22 protein-coding genes and 1 tRNA gene are annotated in these 17,966 nt (G+C 66.8%); 21 read left to right on the forward strand and 2 right to left on the reverse strand.

Features of this window, described 5'->3' with window-relative positions:
* The 3 genes from adeC (at position 1) to JANGC3_RS0100425 (ending at position 2,882) form a co-directional block, all read left to right on the forward strand.
* On the forward strand, positions 1-1,467 hold the full coding sequence (gene adeC / locus JANGC3_RS27920) for an AdeC/AdeK/OprM family multidrug efflux complex outer membrane factor (RefSeq protein WP_017874499.1): 1,467 nt from the start codon (positions 1-3) through the stop codon (positions 1,465-1,467).
* A complete protein-coding gene (locus JANGC3_RS0100420; RefSeq protein WP_017874500.1) occupies positions 1,464-2,075 on the forward strand; it encodes a TetR/AcrR family transcriptional regulator in 612 nt (203 codons plus the stop codon). Before adeC ends, JANGC3_RS0100420 begins: the two co-directional genes overlap by 4 nt.
* 195 nt (positions 2,076-2,270) lie before the next feature.
* A complete protein-coding gene (locus JANGC3_RS0100425; RefSeq protein ID WP_017874501.1) occupies positions 2,271-2,882 on the forward strand; it encodes a TetR/AcrR family transcriptional regulator in 612 nt (203 codons plus the stop codon).
* A gap of 6 nt (positions 2,883-2,888) precedes the next feature.
* Here JANGC3_RS0100425 and JANGC3_RS0100430 read toward each other — a convergent pair whose 3' ends face one another.
* A complete protein-coding gene (locus JANGC3_RS0100430; protein WP_017874502.1) occupies positions 2,889-3,197 on the reverse strand; it encodes a hypothetical protein in 309 nt (102 codons plus the stop codon).
* A gap of 126 nt (positions 3,198-3,323) precedes the next feature.
* On the opposite strand from JANGC3_RS0100430, the gene JANGC3_RS0100435 reads away from it, so the two are divergent.
* The 7 genes from JANGC3_RS0100435 (at position 3,324) to JANGC3_RS32210 (ending at position 7,557) form a co-directional block, all read left to right on the forward strand.
* Positions 3,324-3,400, forward strand: a tRNA-Pro gene (locus tag JANGC3_RS0100435).
* A 194-nt stretch (positions 3,401-3,594) separates the two neighbouring features.
* Positions 3,595-4,935: a serine hydrolase domain-containing protein gene (locus JANGC3_RS0100440; RefSeq protein ID WP_017874503.1), complete on the forward strand. Its 1,341-nt coding sequence runs from the start codon at positions 3,595-3,597 to the stop codon at positions 4,933-4,935.
* A 39-nt stretch (positions 4,936-4,974) separates the two neighbouring features.
* Entirely contained in the window at positions 4,975-5,262 is a 288-nt protein-coding gene (locus JANGC3_RS34260) for a type II secretion system protein GspG (protein ID WP_017874504.1), read from the forward strand.
* 52 nt (positions 5,263-5,314) lie between these two features.
* A complete protein-coding gene (locus tag JANGC3_RS32205) occupies positions 5,315-5,797 on the forward strand; it encodes a hypothetical protein (RefSeq protein ID WP_198291971.1) in 483 nt (160 codons plus the stop codon).
* Positions 5,798-5,808: 11 nt separating this feature from the next.
* A complete protein-coding gene (locus JANGC3_RS0100450; RefSeq protein ID WP_017874505.1) occupies positions 5,809-6,138 on the forward strand; it encodes a type II toxin-antitoxin system RelE/ParE family toxin in 330 nt (109 codons plus the stop codon).
* 11 nt (positions 6,139-6,149) lie between these two features.
* A complete protein-coding gene (locus tag JANGC3_RS0100455) occupies positions 6,150-6,440 on the forward strand; it encodes an XRE family transcriptional regulator (RefSeq protein ID WP_017874506.1) in 291 nt (96 codons plus the stop codon).
* A gap of 979 nt (positions 6,441-7,419) precedes the next feature.
* Complete coding sequence (locus JANGC3_RS32210) at positions 7,420-7,557, forward strand: hypothetical protein (RefSeq protein WP_157406386.1); 138 nt, start codon at positions 7,420-7,422, stop codon at positions 7,555-7,557.
* Between the two features lie 62 nt (positions 7,558-7,619).
* On the opposite strand, the gene JANGC3_RS30485 is transcribed toward JANGC3_RS32210, so the two are convergent.
* A complete protein-coding gene (locus JANGC3_RS30485) occupies positions 7,620-8,330 on the reverse strand; it encodes a helix-turn-helix transcriptional regulator (RefSeq protein WP_157406387.1) in 711 nt (236 codons plus the stop codon).
* 289 nt (positions 8,331-8,619) lie between these two features.
* On the opposite strand from JANGC3_RS30485, the gene gspG reads away from it, so the two are divergent.
* The 11 genes from gspG to JANGC3_RS0100525 are packed head-to-tail and all read left to right on the forward strand — an operon-like array spanning position 8,620 to position 17,890.
* Positions 8,620-9,078 carry a type II secretion system major pseudopilin GspG gene (gspG, locus tag JANGC3_RS0100475; protein WP_051068189.1) on the forward strand — a complete coding sequence of 153 codons (459 nt, stop codon included), beginning with the start codon at positions 8,620-8,622 and terminating at the stop codon, positions 9,076-9,078.
* Between the two features lie 24 nt (positions 9,079-9,102).
* A complete protein-coding gene (locus JANGC3_RS0100480) occupies positions 9,103-10,293 on the forward strand; it encodes a type II secretion system F family protein (protein ID WP_017874510.1) in 1,191 nt (396 codons plus the stop codon).
* Positions 10,290-11,981, forward strand: coding sequence for a GspE/PulE family protein (locus tag JANGC3_RS0100485; RefSeq protein ID WP_017874511.1), 1,692 nt, complete (start codon positions 10,290-10,292; stop codon positions 11,979-11,981). The genes JANGC3_RS0100480 and JANGC3_RS0100485 overlap by 4 nt, the downstream gene beginning before the upstream one ends.
* Positions 11,962-12,711, forward strand: a complete 750-nt coding sequence (locus JANGC3_RS0100490) for a hypothetical protein (RefSeq protein ID WP_157406388.1) — start codon at positions 11,962-11,964, stop codon at positions 12,709-12,711. The genes JANGC3_RS0100485 and JANGC3_RS0100490 overlap by 20 nt, the downstream gene beginning before the upstream one ends.
* Positions 12,708-13,265, forward strand: a complete 558-nt coding sequence (locus JANGC3_RS30490; protein ID WP_017874513.1) for a PilN domain-containing protein — start codon at positions 12,708-12,710, stop codon at positions 13,263-13,265. Before JANGC3_RS0100490 ends, JANGC3_RS30490 begins: the two co-directional genes overlap by 4 nt.
* Positions 13,262-13,816 (forward strand): hypothetical protein, encoded by a 555-nt coding sequence (locus JANGC3_RS0100500; RefSeq protein ID WP_017874514.1) that lies wholly within the window; start codon positions 13,262-13,264, stop codon positions 13,814-13,816. The genes JANGC3_RS30490 and JANGC3_RS0100500 overlap by 4 nt, the downstream gene beginning before the upstream one ends.
* Positions 13,813-14,352, forward strand: coding sequence for a hypothetical protein (locus tag JANGC3_RS30495; protein WP_017874515.1), 540 nt, complete (start codon positions 13,813-13,815; stop codon positions 14,350-14,352). The genes JANGC3_RS0100500 and JANGC3_RS30495 overlap by 4 nt, the downstream gene beginning before the upstream one ends.
* The gene (locus JANGC3_RS27950; protein WP_085945285.1) at positions 14,352-16,535 is read left to right on the forward strand and encodes a secretin N-terminal domain-containing protein; all 2,184 of its coding nucleotides are present in this window, start codon (positions 14,352-14,354) and stop codon (positions 16,533-16,535) included. Before JANGC3_RS30495 ends, JANGC3_RS27950 begins: the two co-directional genes overlap by 1 nt.
* Positions 16,532-17,020 carry a type II secretion system protein gene (locus JANGC3_RS0100515; protein WP_017874517.1) on the forward strand — a complete coding sequence of 163 codons (489 nt, stop codon included), beginning with the start codon at positions 16,532-16,534 and terminating at the stop codon, positions 17,018-17,020. The genes JANGC3_RS27950 and JANGC3_RS0100515 overlap by 4 nt, the downstream gene beginning before the upstream one ends.
* The gene (locus JANGC3_RS0100520) at positions 16,995-17,393 is read left to right on the forward strand and encodes a type II secretion system protein (protein WP_026132360.1); all 399 of its coding nucleotides are present in this window, start codon (positions 16,995-16,997) and stop codon (positions 17,391-17,393) included. The genes JANGC3_RS0100515 and JANGC3_RS0100520 overlap by 26 nt, the downstream gene beginning before the upstream one ends.
* Positions 17,393-17,890, forward strand: coding sequence for a type II secretion system protein (locus tag JANGC3_RS0100525; RefSeq protein ID WP_017874519.1), 498 nt, complete (start codon positions 17,393-17,395; stop codon positions 17,888-17,890). The genes JANGC3_RS0100520 and JANGC3_RS0100525 overlap by 1 nt, the downstream gene beginning before the upstream one ends.
* Positions 17,891-17,966: the final 76 nt, after the last annotated feature.

Raw genomic sequence — 17,966 nt, forward strand, 5'->3', positions numbered from 1 at the left:
ATGAAAAAATCCATCCTCACCCTCGCCGCGCTGGCGCTGCTGGCCGGTTGCAGCCTGGCGCCGGTGTATCAGCGCCCGGCCGCCGCGGTGGCCGGCGCCTGGCCGGCCGGACCGGCCTACCAGGGCGACGCGGCCGCGGCGGCCGGCGCCCGGCCGGCGTCCGACATCGCCTGGCGCGAGTTCTTCGCCGACGCCCGGCTGCGCCAGGTCATCGAGCTGGCGCTGGCCAACAACCGCGACCTGCGCGTGAGCACGCTGAACATTGAAAAGGCGCGCGCCCAATACGGCATCGAGCGCGCCGCGCTGCTGCCGAAGATCTCGGCCAACGGCAGCGGCGGCGGCCAGCGCACGCCGGCCGGCATGAGCGCCAGCGGCCAGGCGCAGGTGGCGCACCAGTACAGCGCCAACCTGGGCGCGGCCGCCTTCGAGCTGGACTTCTTCGGCCGCGTGCGCAGCCTGTCCGACTCGGCGCTGCAGCAATACCTGGGCACCGAAGAGGCGCGCCGCGCCGCGCAAATCAGCCTGGTGGCTGAAGTGGCCGGCCACTACCTGACGCTGGCGGCGGACCAGGAGCGCCTGCGCCTGGCGCAGGAAACGCTGAAAAGCCAGCAACTGTCCTACGACCTGAGCCAGCGCCGCTTCAAGGCCGGCGCCACCTCCGGGCTGGACATGTACGAGTCGCAGACCAGCGTGGAGGCGGCCCGTTCCGACGTCGCGCTGTACACCAGCCAGGTGGCGCTGGACCAGAACGCGCTGACGCTGGTGGCCGGCGCGGCGCTGCCGGCGGCGCTGCTGCCGCAAGGCCCGCTGGACGCCGTCGGCGCGCTCACCGAGCTGCCGGCCGGGCTGCCGTCGGAGCTGCTGCAACGCCGCCCCGACGTGCTCGAAACCGAGCGCACGCTGCGCGCCGCCAACGCCGACATCGGCGCGGCGCGCGCGGCCTTCTTCCCGCGCATCTCGCTGACCGGTTCGGCCGGTTCGGCCAGCGGCAAGCTGTCCGGTTTGTTCAAGGCCGGCAGCGGGGCGTGGAGCTTCCTGCCGCAAATTAGCCTGCCGATCTTCGACGGCGGCGTCAACCGCGCCAACCTCGACATCGCCAAGGTCGAGCGCGACATTTCGGTGGCGCGCTACGACAAGGCGATCCAGATTGCGTTCCGCGAAGTGGCGGACGCGCTGGCGCAGCGCGGCACGCTGGGCGAGCGGCTGGCGTCGCAGGAGGCGCTGGCCGAGGCCTCGGCGAAAAGCTACCGCATCCACGAGGCCCGCTACCGCCAGGGCGCCGAATCCTACCTGAACGCGCTGGTGTCGCAGCGCGCGCTGTACGCGGCGCAGCAAAGCCTGATCAGCGCGCGCCTGCTCAAGCAGAGCAACCTGGTGACGCTGTACAAGGTGATGGGCGGCGGCTGGCAGCCGGAGGGCGCGGCGCCGGCGACGGCCGGCGCGCGGGGCGTCGACCGGACCCAATGAGCGCGGGCGAGAAGCGCCACCCGGACCAGGAGCGCGCGCTGCACCGGCGCCAGCAGGTGCTGGACGCGGCGGCGTGCTGCTTCGGGCGCAGCGGCTTCCACGGCGCCAGCATGGCCGAAATATCGAAGGCGGCCGGCATGAGCGCCGGCCACATCTACAACTACTTCGACAACAAGGACGCCATCATCGCCGCGTTCGTGCAGCAAAACATGGAGCGCGTGGCGGCGCACATGTTCGACCTGGAACAGCACGGCGACCCGCTGCAGAAAATGCTCGACAACGTAGGCGAGAGCGTGCGCGACAGCCTGGACCCGGCGCTGTGGGCGCTGCCGCTGGAGATCTTCGCCGAATCGGCGCGCAACCCGAAAATCGCCGCCTTGCTGCAGGACGCGGACCGCCGCACGCGGCTGCGCTTTCGCGCCATCCTCAAGGCGGCGCGGCTGCAACGCGGGCTGGCGGCCGACGACAGCCTGCTCGACGGGCGCATCGAAACCATCGTCGCCATGCACCAGGGGCTGCACTTGCGTGCGCTGCACAACCCCGGCATGGACCAGGCCGCGGTGGTCGCCGGCTTCCGCCTGGCGTTTACGGCCCTGCTGCTGGAGTAGACGTGGGCAGAGATTTTCGTAGATCGGGTCAGCCCGCAAGGGAGTAACCCGACTGGCGTCGACGACGGCTTTGCCCCGCCAGTTGTAAAAACACCATTCGAAGCCGTCCTCGGTGGCCATCGCCGGCCGTATCGGTTAAAGTGACCGGCGCCGACGCGGGCCGTCCCGCGCGTCGCCGGCACAACGGAAAAGTACATGACAATCACAGCAAAACAGCGCGCCGACCAAGAGCGCACGCTCAACCGGCGCAACCAGGTGCTCGACGCGGCCGCCGGCTGCTTCCGCCGCAGCGGCTTCCACGGCGCCAGCATGGCGGAAATATCCAAGGCGGCCGGCATGAGCGCCGGCCACATCTACAACTACTTCGCCAGCAAAGACGCCATCATCACCGCCTTCGTCGAGAAAAACCTCGAACGGGTGGCGGCCATTTTGCTCGACCTGCGCCAACAGGAAGACCCCTTGCAAACGATGCTCGACAACGCCGAGCACCAAGTCAAAGAAAACCTCGACCCGGAGATGTGGGGGCTGCAGCTGGAAATTTTCTCCGAAGCGTCGCGCAACCCGACCATCGCCACCGCGCTGCGCGACGCCGACACGCGCCTGCGCGGGGAACTGCACAGCATCATGCAGCGCGCGCGGCTGCAACGCGGGCTGGCGGCGGACGACGCCACCGTGGCCGGCCGCCTGGAAGCGCTGATCGGCCTGTACCAGGGTATATCGTTGCGCGCGCTGCACCACCCGGACATGGACCAGACCAGCGTTATCGCCGCCTTCCGGTTGGCGCTGGCGCCGCTGCTGTTCAGCTAAAAGACTCTACAGCCGCCAAGCGCAGCCGGCGTTGGCCCCCATTGACGTCCGGCACGAAGCCGTCGGCAGGCCAGATAGCCCCCACGCCAGCGCCGGCGTGGCGTAAAACGCCTGCGGCGAGGCGATGCGCGCGAACGCCATGCGGGCGCGGGCGCGGGCAGGGTAGGCTTGCCAGAAACCGTCGCTGCGGCGAAAGCCCGGCAGGCCGGAATCGACGCCGATGCCTGCACCGGCCGCGACGACCAGCGCGTCGGCCTGGGCGATCAGGTCGGCGGCGCGCTGGAGCTTCTGTTGCTGTTTGGTTGGTTCGGGCATGGCTGGCTTTCGATCACGGTAGCGCGAGGTGTTACCGCGAAGCTTGATCGGAACAGATATTTTGTATGCGAAGGTGCGGCAACCATGGCAAAAACTTAAAGTACTCTGCTATAATTTATATCTAGTCGGGGCGTAGCGCAGCCTGGTAGCGTACTTGCATGGGGTGCAAGGGGTCGAGTGTTCGAATCACTCCGTCCCGACCAAAAAAATCAAAGATTTAGCGGAAGCCGGAGAAATCCGGCTTTTTCTATTTGTGCTCCGTACCCTGACCGTACCCTAGATTTTTGGCGCTTAAAGGCCGCAACGGCTTGTCCGGCGCGGTGTAGCTCGCCTTATCATGCCAGAGAGTTGGAATATTGTATTAATATACGCGTCGCCACATAAGAAAGGATGAATAATGGACAAGATGTGCAGCGTTTCTCCACCGGCCTCCGAAGAGGAAGCCCTTGCTGCGCGTATCGACGCCATTCTCGCTCCGTTCTATAAGGCCAATGACCCAGGCGCGACGGTCATCGTAACGCTTGATGGCAAGACCGTGTTCCGCCAGGCGTATGGCATGGCCAGCATCGTGGAGCAGCAGGCGATGCTGCCAGAGACAACGTTGCGTCTCGGCTCGATTAGCAAGCAATTCACTGCGGTGGCCATTTTGATGCTGGTAGAGGAAGGCAAGCTGAGTGTCTCCGACAAGATCTCCCAGTTTCTGTCTGACTACCCTGCGCAAGGCAGGCAGATCACAATCGAGCACCTGTTGACCCACAGTTCCGGCATTGTCAGTTTCACCGGAAAAGAGGGGTTTGATGCCAACATCACCAAGGAGCTCTCGATTGCCCAGATGATCGACAGCTTTAAGGACGATCCGCTTGAGTTCGCACCAGGTACTGCCTTCAACTACAATAACTCCGGCTACTTTCTGCTGGGAACAATCATCGAGAAACTCTCGGGCATGTCTTACGCCAAATACGTGCAACGGCACATTTTTGTTCCACTAGGCATGAGCAATACTTACTATGAAGGTTACGAACTAAGCCCGCAGCGCACGGCTGCCGGGCATACCTACCGCAATGGCGCTTTTGTTCCGTGCGATGCGATTAGCATGAGTCAGGTATACGCCGCCGGGGCACTGGTCTCGAACGTGGACGACATGGCGCGCTGGGAGAATGCGGTTGCTAGTGGCAAGCTCATCAGCGTAGCGAACTGGACCAAGGCGTTCACGCCCTACAGGTTGGCCAACGGCAACTCGTGCGGGTACGGCTATGGATGGGAAGTCCGCACGCTGCAGCAGCGTCCAATGCTCGCCCACGGTGGTGGCATTAATGGGTTCATGACCTTCGCGCTACGCCTGCCAGAAGACAAGCTTTTCGTAGCCGTCCTGAGCAATGCTGACTTCGGTGTCGTCGATCCGGAATGTATTGCACATAAAATCGGCGCGGTTACGATCGGGGAGCCGCTCGTCGATTTCGAAGCGATTGAGCTCGACGCCACAGCGCTCGACGCCTTTGTCGGCGTGTACACCATCAACGCCCTCGAGCAACGTATTTTCTGGCGCGATGCCAACCAGTTGCTGATGCAACGCGCCGGGGGCGACATCACGCCGGTGCACGCCTATTCGGGCAACGGATTTTTCATCAAGAACACCTTGGGTCACATGGAATTTGTACGCGACGCGGCCGGCGTGGTGGTCAAGGTCGTCGTCCACCACGGCGGCGCAGCGGACGAAAATCTCCGCGTTACAGCCTGATACGCTTAAAATTTGGACGCTGCTTGGCACAGCAGACGGATGAAGATCGCAGCAATTGCGAACCAAGTTCAAGCTATCCAGTATCTCCTTGGACGCCATGACACCTACCGGCTCGACGTTGGCCGCTATCCGATCACCGACGAGGGTCTGGCCGCGCTGCTGGCCGCGCCGGCCACCGCCGGCGCCAAATGGAACGGCTCCGACATCCACTTGGAGAGCGCTGCCGCCGGTTTGGCCATCAAATACCGCGTCGACGGCGTGATCGACCACGCCGCCGCGGTTAACGGCGCCGTGTTGGCCGGGCGCGCCGGCCGCCGACGCCCTTGACGCCATCGGCGCGGCGCTGGAACAACTGCTGGCCCGCTGGCCGGCCAGCGTGGTGCTCGACGACGAGCTGACCCGCCTGTGGCAGGTGGCGCCGCCGCCGCGATACGCTTCCAGGCGCTGTACGGCGAGCCGCTGGACGGGCCGGCGCGTGGGCGTCGACTGGCGGACTGGCGCGCCGTTTTACGCCGCCGCACCTGGGCCGCTGCTGGCCCGGCTGGAAGGCGTGGCCGGCGCGCACGGCCTGACCATTATCGCCGTGGTGCCGCACTTCATCGCCACCTGGAACCGCCGGCAGGGCGCGCTGGCGCATCGCCGACCAGCGCCGCATCTTCGGGTCCTCCATCCAAGCCGACGGCGTGTGCTAAGGCAGTGGGCTAGGCTGTTCACCTCGCGGGAATTCGTGGCCTTCATGGGCGGCGCTTCGCGCCGAATCAGCGCCCGGCGCCACCTGCCGCAGCCCGGGCACAGACCACCATTTCGCCTCGAAAGTAAGAGCGCCCTCCAAATAGCGCTTGATATTTCGTACCAAATTTGATACATTTATATATGACCAGACCTACCCTGCAAGTCAACTTCTACCTATCCGGGGCCGGTGTAGAGTCGGTGCGCGACTGGTTGAAGTCCCTGCCTTCGCCGGAGCGCAAGATCATCGGTGAGGACATCAAGACGGTGCAGTACGGCTGGCCACTTGGCATGCCGCTGGTGCGCAAGATGGGCACCGGCCTGTGGGAGGTGCGGATCGGCTTGCCGGGCCGGATCGCGCGCGTTCTTTTTACGGTGGAGGACGGCACGATGGTCCTGCTGCACGGGTTTATTAAGAAGTCGCAGCGCACACCCGCAGCGGACTTGAGGACGGCCGTGGACCGAATGAAGTAATCGCGGAGAGAATGATGAAAAAGAAAAATATTGGCAGCAGTTTCGATGACTTCCTGGCCGGGGAATCGATGCTTGAAGAGGCCACGGCCGTAGCGGTCAAGCGCGTCATCGCCTGGCAGATCGCGCAAGAAATGAAGGAGCAGAAACTGACCAAGACCAGTCTCGCGGAATTGATGCACACGAGCCGGGCCTCGCTGAATCGCCTGCTGGATGAAAACGACACCAGCCTGACACTGACAACGCTGGCCGGCGCGGCCGCCGCCTTGGGCAAAACGATCAGGATAGAACTGGTGCCGGCCTAATCGGCGCCAAAAATCAAGCCGCTGGCCTTGTCTCGGGGCGAGTTAGGCTTTGAACGAATAGAGGTTGATGGTCGGCGCGTCGCCAGGCTCTTTGCGGCAGCTCTGCGCCCGGCAGGCCGGCGTGCGCCTGCCGGCCGGCGAGGCGCTGCAAAGAACCGGCCGCGCCGCGCCGCTGGCGATGTACCTAGGCAGCGAGGCGGTGCTTTTCACTGTGGCTGCCGTGCTGCTGTGGCTGGGCGCGGCGCCCGGCTGGGTCTGCGTGGCGATCGTCGCGCTGTCGAGGGCGATGCTGCCGCCGTGCGCGCTGGTGATGTCGCGCGCACGGCGTGAACGAACTGGCCGACGCCGGCGACCAGGTGCGCGTGACGCGGCGCGTCAACGGCGCCACGAACGGCCTGGCCGAGCGCCTGGCGCTGTTCACTGTGGCGCAGCGGCTGCTGGCGTAAGCGCGCTGGGTAGCAAGCTGCGCCTTGGCGCCGATGGCCTGGTCATGTTCAAATGTCCCGGGTGCAACGGAGCCCACGGCATCCATACTACGCCGGCGGCCGGCGGCCAGCGGCGCGCCGCTGGCCGATCTGGAGTTTCAACGGCTCCGGCGACCGCCCAACGTTCTCGGCGTCGGTGCTCGTCCAAACCGGCCGGGCGGTCGACCCGACTTTCATTTGGGAGGAGGGCGACCCGCTCGACGTTTGGCACAGCTTCGTTACTGACGGTCGCATGCAGTTCCTCGGCGATTGCACTCACGCACTGGCGGGCCAGACTGCTGACCTGCCCGATTGGAGGCCCGCGTGATCGCGCTGGGCGAGTGGGCCAGCGGTGCAGCCAGAGCCGTGACGGGCGCGATCTCGAAGGTGGCGACCGCCGGACTCGCTATCGCGCTGGCGGGCGCAGGCGCCGGGATCAGGCCCAGGCTAGTCTGGCGGCGGAGCAGGGCGTTAGCGAGGGCCTGCGCTCCAGCATCCGCGAGCAGAATCGGGCGGTGTCGGCGCTGGCCCCCGCCAAGGCGGCCGCCGAGGCGCGCGGCCAGGCCGCCCATCAGCTCGCCAAGGCGGCCGGCAAGCGCCTCGACGGCGCGCTGGCGCGGACAAATCAAGACCGAAACCTCATAAACACCTGACACAAAAGGCATGTTGACGAGGCGCTAATTCCTTAAGTTCGGTGGATTGAGTCCGCTACCGCTCAGATCAGCCCCATCTCAAGCGCGCGGCTGATGGCGTGCCGGGTTCCGTAGACCTGGAACTTGGACGCGGCCTTCTTCAGATGGTAGTAAACAGTGTTTTGCGAAATGCCCAGGATCGAGCCGATTTCATTGCTGGTTTTCCCGCTGGCGCTCCAGCGCAGGCACTGCCGCTCGCGCGAGGTCAGAACAGGGGTGTCGACCTTCGGGCTTTGCTGCCGCCATAGCGTGCGCGCCGCCTCGTTCAGGTAGCAACTGAACAGCAGCAGGTGGTTGCGCTGCTGCTGTCCGGAAAAACTGGCGTTTCCCATGGAGTAGAAGTCGATGCGGCTGAAATTATGTTCGCTGCGTCCGGCAATGCTGAGTCCGGTTCTAATTCCGGACGCCTTCAAACCTTGATAGATCTGTGTCGGTCCCTCGCGGCAAAGCTGGTCTATATCCCAGGCCAGCGGGATGCCGGTTCTGGCCACGTGCCGCATCACCGGATCGCTGCCGTTTTCGTCGGCGCCCAGGAACAGATCGGCCACCGACGAGGGCAGTGAGCTGACGACGTGCAAATGGGTTCGGCCGGCGCCGTCGGCAATTTTCATTATCTTGAGAAAACTGTCGACGGCCAGTGGCGCTAGCGCGTCCTGCGACGCGCGGACCAGTTGCTGCCAGTCTTGTGCTTGCATGAGGGCAGTGAAGTTTTTATCGACCGGCCAGAGCGACATATCGTTCAATTTCCTTCACCAATCAAGAGAAGTTAATAGTAAATTGATACTGTTGATATATTATATAACGAACAATTAATTAACATTAATAAAGAATTGACAAGGTTTTCACCCGCGTTTCCATATGGAGCAGGGGCGACGCGGGGCGTGCGCTGTGGCGTGGAAGAGACGTTACGCAACTATGAAAACTGATAGTTGCCGTTTTGTTACAGTTGACAGAGACTTTGCCACGCCCACCAAGGGGGCAAGCTTGGCAAATCACGCGCTACACAACTGTTTGGACGGGAATATGAAGCAACAATCACGATATCGCCGGGCGCAGGGGGCAATCGCGCGCGGTCGAAGCGCGTCCAGCGCGGGATTCACGCTGCTCGAATTGCTCGTCGTCATGGTCATCATCGGGCTGCTGGTGGGGTATGTCGCCCCCAACTACTTCAGCGCCGTTGGAAAGTCCGAGATCAAGGCGACCAAGGCGCAGGTCGACGCGCTGCAAAAGGCGCTGGTGGCCTATCGTCTCGACGTCGGCAGCTTTCCCAGTTCCGAGACCGGCCTGGCGGCGCTGCATGCCAAGCCGGCCGGCCTGGCCAGCTGGGCCGGCCCTTACCTGTCCAAGCCGGTGCCGAAAGATCCATGGGGGCACGCCTATGTCTACCGGCATCCCGGCACGCGCGGGGAATACGATCTTTACTCCTATGGCCGCGATGGCAAGCCCGGCGGCTCCGGCGAGGCCGCCGATATCTCAAACTGACGGGGGCGAAGGGATGCGCGGAAGATGGATTTCAATTTGAAGGTTTACCATCCGCTCAATGGCGTCACGCGCTTGCGCTGCGTCGCCGCGGATGAGGCTGGCGCGCGCAGCAAGGCCGCCGAACAGGGCATGACCGTCTTGTCGCTGAGCGCGTCGCGCCTGCGCTGGCGCGCCGGCGGCGCGTCGCGCTTCAAGGTGCAGCTGTTCGGCCAAGAGCTGCTGGCGCTGCTCGACGCGGGTATGGGATTGGTCGAAGCGATCGCCATTCTCATTGCCAAAAACCGCGACCCGGAGGCGCGCCAGGTATTGCAGCGTATCCATGTGCTGCTGCTCGAGGGCCAGACGCTGTCGAACGCGCTGGCCGGCGCGCCGGACAGCTTCCCGACCTTGTTCGTCGCCACCGTCAAGGCAAGCGAACAGACCGGCAACCTGCCGGAAGCGCTGCGGCGCTATCTGGCCTATTTCAAGCAGCTCAACAGCGTGCGCGACAAGGTCGTTTCCGCCTCGATCTATCCGGCCCTGCTGCTGGCCGTCGGTGCGCTGGTGGTGGTCTTCCTGTTGTCGTACGTGGTGCCGCGCTTCGGCAGCGTCTACGCCGACCTGGGGACGAGCGAGGTGCCGTTCCTGTCGCGCCTGCTCATTGAATGGGGCGGCGTGGTCAAGGAGCACGGCGTGGAAATGCTGGCGGGCAGCCTGGCGCTGGCCGCACTGGCGGCCTATCTGTTCAGCCGCCCCGCGCTCAAAGCCGCGCTCCAGCGCCTGCTGTGGCGCTTGCCGCACCTGGGCGAACAGATCCGCACCTATCAGTTGGCGCGCTTCACGCGCACCGTGGCGATGCTGATCAACGGCGGCGTGCCCTTGGTGACGGCGCTCGACATGACCGACGCGTTGTTGCAGCAGCCGGCGCTGCGGGCGGGCCTGCAGGCGGCGCGCACGGCCATCCGCGAAGGCGGCGCGCTGGCCGAGGCGTTCCGCGAACACGGCCTGGCCACCGAAATCGGCGTGCGCCTGTTGGTGGTGGGCGAACGCGGCGGCAAGCTCGGCGAGACGATGGAGAAAATCGCCGCCTTCTACGACGAGGAGATCGCGCGCGAGCTCGATTGGTTCTCCAAGCTGTTCGAGCCTCTGCTGATGACCTTTATCGGTTGCCTGATAGGCGGCATCGTGATCCTCATGTACCTGCCGATCTTCGATCTGGCAGGCAATATCAAATGAACGCGCCCACTCAAGCGGCCGTGCTGTCGCCGGCCATTCTGCTCGACCTGCATGCGCGCCGCGACGCCGCCGGCCAGTCGCTCTGGCGCATGCTTGAGGACGAGCTGTTGCTGTCGCCGGCCCAGTGCCTGCTGGAGCTGGGGCGCGTGCTGCGCATGGAAACGCTGGATATCGACTCCCTGCACGCGCTGAGCCCGAACTTTTCGATCCTCAGCTACACCGAGTCCTTGCAGCGCAAATGCCTGGTATCGGGCGACGCCGATCAGGCCCAGCTCATCTGCGTGACGGTGGACCCCTTCGGCGCCGCGCTGCAGACCCTGGTCCAGGCCCGCATGGCGCGCCCGCCGCGCTGGTGCCTGGCGCATCCCGACGACCTGGCCGCCTACTTCACCATCGCCGAGGAAAAGCTCAGGGCCATCGACGAGACGTTTTCGGAGCAGGCGTCGGCTGCGCCGGGCGTGCGCGACGCAGCCGGCGACCTGTCGCTGAGTTCCATTTCCAAGGATTCGAGCCCGGTCGTCAAGCTGGTCAACTCGTCGATCTTCGACGCCCTCAAGCTCGGCGCCAGCGACATGCATTTCGAGGTCGGCGCCAAGGGCTTGACGCTGAAGTACCGTATCGACGGGGTCTTGTCGCACGTGCTGTTCGTGCCGGGGCTCGACATGGCCGGCCAGGTGGTCTCGCGCCTGAAGGTGATGTCGGAGCTGGATATTTCCGAGCGGCGCGTGCCGCAGGACGGCCGCTTCAAGCTCAACGTGAAGGGGCGGCAGATCGATTTCCGGGTCTCGATCATGCCCAGCCTGTTCGGCGAGGACGTGGTGGTGCGCATCCTCGACAAGGATGCGCTGGCCGACCAGATCGTCGGGCTGCGGCTCGACCATTTGGGCTTCGACGCGGACCTGCTGGCCAGGGTGCGCCAGCTGGCGCGCGAGCCGTACGGCATGATCCTGGTGACCGGGCCGACGGGCAGCGGCAAGACCACCACGCTGTATGCCGCGCTGACCGAAATTAACAGCGGGCAGGACAAGATCGTCACGATCGAAGACCCGGTCGAGTACCAGTTGCCGGGCATTCTGCAAATTCCGGTGAACGAAAAGAAGGGCCTGACCTTCGCCCTGGGCCTGCGTTCCATCCTGCGCCACGACCCCGACAAGATCCTGGTCGGCGAGATACGCGACCCGGAGACGGCCAGGATCGCGATCCAGTCGGCGCTGACCGGGCACCAGGTGTTTACCAGCGTGCACGCGAATAACGTCTTCGACGTGCTGGGGCGCTTCCTGCACATGGGCGTGGACATCTATAGTTTCGTCTCGGCGCTCAACGGCATCCTGGCGCAGCGCCTGATGCGCATCGTCTGCCCGCACTGCGCCACGCGCTACGAGGCGAGCGACGAACAGCTGTGCGCCGCCGGCATGAGCGAGGTCAGCGGCGCCGGCCGCGTGTTCGTGACCGGGCGCGGTTGCGGCCAGTGCCGCGGAACCGGCTACAAGAACCGCAGGGCGGTGGGCGAGTTCCTGCGCATGAACGACGAATTGCGCGAGCTGATCATCGCCCGCGCGCCGATCCGCGCCATCAAGGACGCGGCAGTGCGCAACGGCACCCGCTTTCTGCGCGACGCCGCCGTCGACGCCGCGCTGGCGGGCATTACCACCATCGAGGAAGTCAACCGTGTTACATTTTCGCAGTGAAACGGTGTGGCTGGCGCTGTGTCCCGACCAAGTCGGCGGCGTGCGCATCCGGCGTGGGCATGCCGAGGTGCTGGAGCCGGTCTGCTACCAGGCCGCGTCCGGCGAGGCGCCGCTTGCGGCGCTGCTGGAGGCCGTGCGCGGCTGGCTTGAGCGGCACGCCGTGGCGCGCCAGCGCGTCAACGTGCTGCTCTCCGACCGGCTGGTGCGCTACGCGCTGCTGCCTTTCAGCGCCATGCCGCTGAGCGAGCAGGAGGAAGCGGCCCTGCTCGGCGCCAGGTTTGAAGAGCTGTACGGCGAGATGCCGCAATGGCGCGTCCAAGCCGACCGCCCCGAGTACGGCAAGGCGCGCATCGCCTGCGCGATGCCGTTGGCGCTGGCCGACGGCGTCGCCGGCTTGCTGGCGGGGGCCGGCGCGCGCGGCGGCGCCGTCCTGCCCTTCTTCGTCGCCTGCTGGAACCGCTGGCGCCGCCAGGGCGCCGGCCGGGACGGCCTGGTCGCCGTGGTCGAACCCGAGCACATGGTGATCGGCAGTTTCGGTGCCGGCGGCTGGTCGAGCCTGCGCTCGGTATTTGCCGCCACCAGCGAGGCGGTGGTCGCCGACCTGGTGTTCCGCGAAAAAATCATGCAGGGCCTCGATCCGGCGCTGCCGGTATCCCTGCTCGGCATGCCGCCCGGCGCGACCGCGCAGCCGGCCAGCGTCGCCATGGCGCTGATGGGAGCGGGGCGATGAAGGCGATCGGCATCGACTTCGGCCAGCGGCGGCGGCGCGCGCCGGCCCTGCTGCGCCCGCTGCTGGCCGCCTGCGCCGCCGCCGCCGCCCTGCTGGCCGGGCAGGCTTATTGGGATCATGCCGCCCAGCGCGGCGCCTGGCAGTTGCTGCTCGACGAGGCGCCCCCGGTGGCGGAGCAAGCGGCCGCCGCCGACGCCGCCGGGGACGAGCTGGCCGGCAAGGCGAAGCACCTGGCCGGCGTGCACAGGGCGCTGGCGAGCCCGTGGGAAGCCTTGTTCGGCGCCGTCGAAGCGGTCCCGGCCGAGGGCGTGGCGCTGCTGGGCGTGTCGGCCGACGCCGACACGCGCGAACTCCTCGTCAGCGGCGAAGCGCGCGACATCCGGGCGCTGCACGCGTATATGCAGCAACTGGGCAAGGCGCCGGGACTCGGCGCCGTGCACCTTGCCTCGCACGAGCTGCAGGCGCGGGAGGGCGGCCAGCCGGTGCTGCGTTTTTCCTTCATGGCCAACTGGCGCGCGGCCGCCGCGGCGGCGCCCGCCGAGGAGCGCCGGTGACGCGCGCGCTGTGGTATCTGCGGCGCTGGCTGGTGCAGGCCGGCCCGGCGCGGCTGGCCAGCGTGGCGCTGCTGCTCGGCGCCGCCCTGCTGCACTGGGCCGTCACGCTGCCCGGCGCGGCGGCGCTGGCCGAGGAACAGCAACGCCATCGGCAGGCACAGGCCGCGACGGCGCGCGCGCACGCGTCCGACGCCGGCCGCGCAGCGGAACAGGCGCAGGTCGCCGGCCTGCTGGCGCGCTTTCCGGCGGGCGGCAACGAGGCGCTCGGCGCGGCGGTCATCCAGGTCCAGGCCGCCGCCGACGCGCGCCGCCTGCTGATCGACAAGGGCAGTTACCAGTTCGGCGCCGACGCCGGCCACGGCGTCGAACGGTATAACTTCAGCCTGCCCGTCAAGGGCGCTTACCCGGCCGTGCGCGGCTTCGTGCGCCAGGTGCAGCGCGAGTTGCCGCACGTCGCGCTCGACAGTGCCAGTATCAGCCGCGCCGGCAGGGCCGACGCGGCCGTCGAAGCCCAGCTTCAGTTCTCCGCCTATTTCCGGAGCGCCCGATGAGCGCCCGGCCGTCCCGCCCGGCCATCCTCGGCGTCGGGCTCGGCCTGGCGCTGCTCGCCTCGGGCTGGACGTATTGGCGCGGCGCCGCCGCGCCGGCGCTGGCGACGGCGGCCGCGGTTGCGGTCACGCCGCCCGACGCGCGCGCCGCGGCCCGCCAGCGCGCGCCGGCTGCGCCGCCGGCGCAGCCGCAGCCGCAGCCGCAGCCGCAGCAGGACGGGGCCGGCGCGCCGGTCGATCTGTTCGCGCCGGTGAACTGGGATGCGCCGGCCGCGGCGGCGCCGGCGCCGGCCGCCGCCGTGGCCCCGGCGCCGCCGCAGGCGCCGGCGCTGCCCTTCGAGTACCTCGGCCGCACCGAAGTGGCGGGCCGGTCCGGTGTCGTGCGGGTGCACCTGCGCCGCGGCAATGAGGTTTTTTCCGTCTCCGAGGGTGGCAATATCGACGAGCACTACCTGCTGTATGCAATCGGCCCCGATGCGCTGCAAATCGACTACCTGCCGATGGCGGCGCGACAAACACTAGTTATTGGAATCAAATAATGCGACTACGATTGTGGGGCGCCGCGGGCGTCCTGGCCATGCTCAGCGGATGCGCGGCGCAAATGTTGCATCGCTCCGGCATGGACCTGCTGGGCGACGGCAAGCCGGAAGCCGGGCTGGCGGCGCTGGCCCGGGCGGTGCAGGCGGCGCCGCAGGACGTCGAGATCCGCAAGGATTTTTACACGTCCAAGTTCACCGTCGTCAGCCGGTTCCTGGCCGCCGCGCAGGCGCACCAGGAGCGCGGCGACGCCGCCGCCGCCCAGGCCGAGCTGGCCAAGGTGCTCGAACTCGACCCGGCCAATGTACAGGCCCGGCAGGGCTTGTACCGCCTGCGGCGCGGCCAGCAGCACGAGCAGGCGCTGGCGACGGCCAGGACCGCGCTGCGCGATGGCGACAGCGAACGGGCGCTGTCGATGGTCAACATGGTGCTGGCCGAAGAGCCCGGCCACGGCGCCGCCAAGGTCCTCAAGCGCGACGTCGAGGAACCGCTGTTTCGCGAACACTTCCAGGAAATCAGCCTGAAGGATGCGCAGTCCAAGCCGATCAACCTCGACTTCCGCGACGTCAGCGTGCGCATGGTGCTCGAAGCGCTGTCGCAGATCAGCGGCATCAGCTTCCTCGTCGACAAGGAGATTGCCGCCGATCTGCGCACGACGGTGGTGCTGAAGAACGCCGAGATCGACGAGGTGGTCAACCTCATTTTGCGCAACAACCAGTTGCGCAGCAAGGTGTTGAACAAGAAAACCGTGCAGGTGTACCCGGACACGGTCGAAAAACGCAAGGAGTACCAGGAGCTGGTGGTGCGCGCCTTCTATCTGCAGGACGCCAGCGCCGCGCAGATCCAGAGCGTGCTCAAGGGGCTGTTGCGCATGAAGGATATCGTCATCGACGAGCGTCTGAACCTGGTGACGGTGCGCGACACGCCCGAAGCGGTGCGCCTGGCCGAACGGCTGGTCGCGCTGCACGACCTGGCCGAGCCGGAAGTGATGTTGGAGTTGGAAGTGCTCGAGGTGCAGCGCGAGGATTTGTTGAAGCTGGGTGTGCAGTGGCCGAACCAGCTCGGCGTCATTCCGCTGGGCGCGGGCGGCAGCGTCTTGACGATAGACGACCTGCGCAATCTAAACTCGTCGAAGCTGGGCCTGTCGTTTACCAATCCGTCGGTGAGCCTGCGCCAGGATGTCGGCGTCTCGAACCTGCTGGCCAATCCGCGCATCCGCGTGCACAACCGGGAAAAGGCCAGCATCCTGATCGGCGACAAGGTGCCGGTCATCACCACGACGTCGACCGCGACCGGTTTCGTCGCCGAGAACGTCCAGTACCTCGACGTCGGCCTGAAGCTGGCGGCCGAGCCGCTGATCCATCCGTCGGACGACGTTTCCCTGCGCCTGAGCCTGGAAGTGAGTTCGATCGCCAGCCAGGTGTCGACCCCGAACGGCACGCTGGCCTACCAGGTCGGCACCCGCAACGCCTCCACCTTCCTGCGCTTGCACAACGGCGAGACCCAGGTGCTGGCGGGGCTGATCAGCGACCAGGACCGGCGCTCGGCCAGCGGCATTCCCGGCTTGAGCAAGCTGCCGATCATCGGCCGGCTGTTTTCGGCGCCGTCCGACAGCCGCTCGAAAACCGAGATCGTGCTGTCGGTCACGCCGCGCGTGGTGCGCAGCGTCGCCCGCCCGCAGGCGCAGGCGGTGGAATTCTGGTCCGGCACCGAAAACGGACTGAGCGTCAGGCCCCTGCGGCTGTCGGCCGAGCCGCGGCCGGCCGCCGACGCCGGCGCGGCCCCGCTGCGCGCCGACGGCGCCGCGCCCAAGGCGGCCGAGCCGCCGCAATATTTGTGGAGCGGGCCGAACCAGGTCAGGGCCGGCGAGGACTTTACGCTGTCGCTGCGCGTCAAGGCCTCGGGCTCGCCGGCGCCGGTGCAACTGCTCTACGACAGGGCGGCGTTCGAACTCGTCGAGACCATTCCCGCCGCCGCCGCGGGCGCACTGCCGGACGGCGGCGCCGGGCGCCTCGACCTGAACCTGGCCCAGGCGATGAACGGCAGCGCCGAGATCGACGCCACGCTGCTGACGCTGAAACTGAAAGCCAAAGCGTCGTCCGGCGCGGCGGCGCTGCAGGTGGTGGGCGCCGGCAACGCGGCCGGCGCCGCGCTGTCCGCCTATCGCGTCACTATCGCGCCATGAGCGGCGGCGCGGCATGGCGGCGGCGCGGCGGCTTTACCATCATCGAACTGCTGGTGACGGTGGCGCTGGTGTCGATCATGGCCAGCGCCGCCATTCCGGCCGGCGAACTGATCGTCCAGCGCGCGCGCGAACGCGAACTCAGGGAAGTGCTGCGCGCGATGCGCGCCGCGATCGACGAGTACAAGAAGGCCAGCGACCAGGGGCGTATCGCCATGGCCGTCGGCGAATCGGGTTATCCGAGGCAGCTGGGCGACCTGCTCGGCGCGCGCGACCAGAAAGACCCGAACGGCGCCACGCTGCGCTTCCTGCGCCGCCTGCCGCGCAATCCGCTCAACGCGGACCTGGCTGTGCCGGCGCAGCAGACCTGGGGCTTGCGCAGCTACGCGTCCGAGCACGCCCATCCGCAGCCGGGCCGGGACGTGTTCGACGTCTATCCACTCACGCAGGGAAAGGGGATCAATGGTGTGCCATACAAGCAATGGTAGGGGCGGCGCGGCCGGCTTCACGATACTCGAACTGCTGGTGGTGCTGAGCATTATCGGCACCTTGCTGTCGCTGGCCGCGCCGCGCTATTTTCGCAGCATGGAAAAGACCAAGGAGGCCGTGCTGCGCGAGAATTTGAACACGCTGCGTTCTACCCTCGACCGCTACTACGCGGACCTGGGGGTCTATCCGGCGTCGCTCGAGGAGCTGGTCGGCAAGCGCTATCTGCGCAAGATTCCCGAGGATCCCTTGACCGGCAGCGCGGCGACCTGGGTGGTGGTGGCGGCCGAGGACAAGGCGCAAGGCGTGGTGTCGGACATCCGCAGCGGCGCCCCGGGCAAGGGCCACGACGGCGTCGACTACCGGCAGTGGTGATGCCAGCCGGCCCGCAGCGCGGCTTCACCTACCTCGCGGTGCTGTTCGCCGTGGCGATCAGCAGCATCGTGCTCGGCGGCGCGCTGGCGATGTGGTCGATCGACGAGCGGCGCGACCGCGAAGCCGAACTGCTGTTTGCGGGGGGGCAGGTGCGCCAGGCGATCGCCAGCTACTACGAGGGCACGCCGGGCGCCGACAAGCACTATCCGGCCAGCCTGAACGAGCTGCTGGCCGACAGCCGCGTCACGCCGGCGCGGCACCACCTGCGCCGGCTGTATGCCGATCCCATCACGGGTGCGCCGTGGGCGCTGGTGCGCGGCGCCGGCGGCGGCGTCATGGGCGTCTACAGCCCGTCGGCCGGGGCGCCGTTGAAACGCGCCAACTTCGGCGAAAGCGACGCCCTGTTTGCCGGCAAGACCCAATACGCCGACTGGAAATTCGTCTACCAAACGGCGCACAACCGCAACGAGCCGGCGGTGATTTTGCCATGGCGGTGATAGGCAGGCGGCGCCGCCGGCTATCAGAGTTGGTAGTTCCGCCGGTGGCGCATTTCTGAAATACTGATGAGGTCGG

This window comes from Janthinobacterium sp. CG3 (assembly GCF_000344615.1).
Classification (GTDB): domain Bacteria; phylum Pseudomonadota; class Gammaproteobacteria; order Burkholderiales; family Burkholderiaceae_D; genus Janthinobacterium.

What these genes read in the sequence shown, in the direction of transcription:
- adeC (WP_017874499.1), top strand. Translation starts at nt 1, where the DNA reads ATGAAAAAATCCATCCTCACCCTCGCCGCGCTGGCGCTGCTGGCCGGT.
- JANGC3_RS0100420 (WP_017874500.1), top strand. Translation starts at nt 1,464, where the DNA reads ATGAGCGCGGGCGAGAAGCGCCACCCGGACCAGGAGCGCGCGCTGCAC.
- JANGC3_RS0100425 (WP_017874501.1), top strand. Translation starts at nt 2,271, where the DNA reads ATGACAATCACAGCAAAACAGCGCGCCGACCAAGAGCGCACGCTCAAC.
- JANGC3_RS0100430 (WP_017874502.1), bottom strand. Translation starts at nt 3,197, where the DNA reads ATGCCCGAACCAACCAAACAGCAACAGAAGCTCCAGCGCGCCGCCGAC.
- JANGC3_RS0100440 (WP_017874503.1), top strand. Translation starts at nt 3,595, where the DNA reads ATGGACAAGATGTGCAGCGTTTCTCCACCGGCCTCCGAAGAGGAAGCC.
- JANGC3_RS34260 (WP_017874504.1), top strand. Translation starts at nt 4,975, where the DNA reads ATGAAGATCGCAGCAATTGCGAACCAAGTTCAAGCTATCCAGTATCTC.
- JANGC3_RS0100450 (WP_017874505.1), top strand. Translation starts at nt 5,809, where the DNA reads ATGACCAGACCTACCCTGCAAGTCAACTTCTACCTATCCGGGGCCGGT.
- JANGC3_RS0100455 (WP_017874506.1), top strand. Translation starts at nt 6,150, where the DNA reads ATGATGAAAAAGAAAAATATTGGCAGCAGTTTCGATGACTTCCTGGCC.
- JANGC3_RS30485 (WP_157406387.1), bottom strand. Translation starts at nt 8,330, where the DNA reads ATGTCGCTCTGGCCGGTCGATAAAAACTTCACTGCCCTCATGCAAGCA.
- gspG (WP_051068189.1), top strand. Translation starts at nt 8,620, where the DNA reads ATGAAGCAACAATCACGATATCGCCGGGCGCAGGGGGCAATCGCGCGC.
- JANGC3_RS0100480 (WP_017874510.1), top strand. Translation starts at nt 9,103, where the DNA reads ATGGATTTCAATTTGAAGGTTTACCATCCGCTCAATGGCGTCACGCGC.
- JANGC3_RS0100485 (WP_017874511.1), top strand. Translation starts at nt 10,290, where the DNA reads ATGAACGCGCCCACTCAAGCGGCCGTGCTGTCGCCGGCCATTCTGCTC.
- JANGC3_RS30490 (WP_017874513.1), top strand. Translation starts at nt 12,708, where the DNA reads ATGAAGGCGATCGGCATCGACTTCGGCCAGCGGCGGCGGCGCGCGCCG.
- JANGC3_RS30495 (WP_017874515.1), top strand. Translation starts at nt 13,813, where the DNA reads ATGAGCGCCCGGCCGTCCCGCCCGGCCATCCTCGGCGTCGGGCTCGGC.
- JANGC3_RS27950 (WP_085945285.1), top strand. Translation starts at nt 14,352, where the DNA reads ATGCGACTACGATTGTGGGGCGCCGCGGGCGTCCTGGCCATGCTCAGC.
- JANGC3_RS0100515 (WP_017874517.1), top strand. Translation starts at nt 16,532, where the DNA reads ATGAGCGGCGGCGCGGCATGGCGGCGGCGCGGCGGCTTTACCATCATC.
- JANGC3_RS0100520 (WP_026132360.1), top strand. Translation starts at nt 16,995, where the DNA reads ATGGTGTGCCATACAAGCAATGGTAGGGGCGGCGCGGCCGGCTTCACG.
- JANGC3_RS0100525 (WP_017874519.1), top strand. Translation starts at nt 17,393, where the DNA reads ATGCCAGCCGGCCCGCAGCGCGGCTTCACCTACCTCGCGGTGCTGTTC.